Consider the following 593-nt stretch of genomic DNA (forward strand, 5'->3'; position numbering starts at 1 on the left):
AACAAATACGCCGTACTGTCCAAAGAAACCAGCGCACAGACCGGGCGATTTCGTTCGTTCGCCTATCAAGACGGCATGATGGATGCCATTACAGACCCGACTGTTACTTATGTTTCAGTGATGAAATCGGCGCGTGTCGGGTATACAAAAATACTGGATCACGTTGTCGGTTATTATCTGGCGCATGACCCTTCTCCGATACTCGTTGTTCAGCCCCGCGTAGAAGATGCGGAGGACTACAGTAAAACCGAAATTGCGCCGATGCTGCGTGATACTCCGGTGTTAGCAGAGATATCTGGTGACCCCAAAGCCAAAAATAGCAACCAGACTATCCTGAAAAAGACGTTCTTGAATGGCTCGAATCTGACATTAGTCGGGGCGAACAGTCCGGGCGGGTTTCGTCGTATCACATGCAGGATCATCTTATTTGATGAAGTGGATGGCTACCCATCAGGTGGTGCCGGTGTCGAGGGTGACCAAATCGCACTAGGTACAAAACGTTCAGAAACATTTTGGAACCGCAAAATCGTATTGGGTTCAACCCCGACTGTAAAAGGCGCCAGCCGTATTGAAAAGTCATTTGGCGATAGTGA

At 48.9% G+C, this 593-nt stretch carries 1 protein-coding gene; it reads left to right on the forward strand.

The genetic code is table 11. The features are described from left to right. Positions 1 to 593: phage terminase large subunit family protein (locus ACGF5R_RS24350; protein WP_387693203.1), on the forward strand; the 593-nt coding region annotated here is incomplete at both ends.

It is taken from the genome of Photorhabdus sp. RM71S (genome assembly GCF_042879355.1).
GTDB classification, from domain to species: Bacteria; Pseudomonadota; Gammaproteobacteria; order Enterobacterales; family Enterobacteriaceae; genus Photorhabdus; species Photorhabdus kayaii.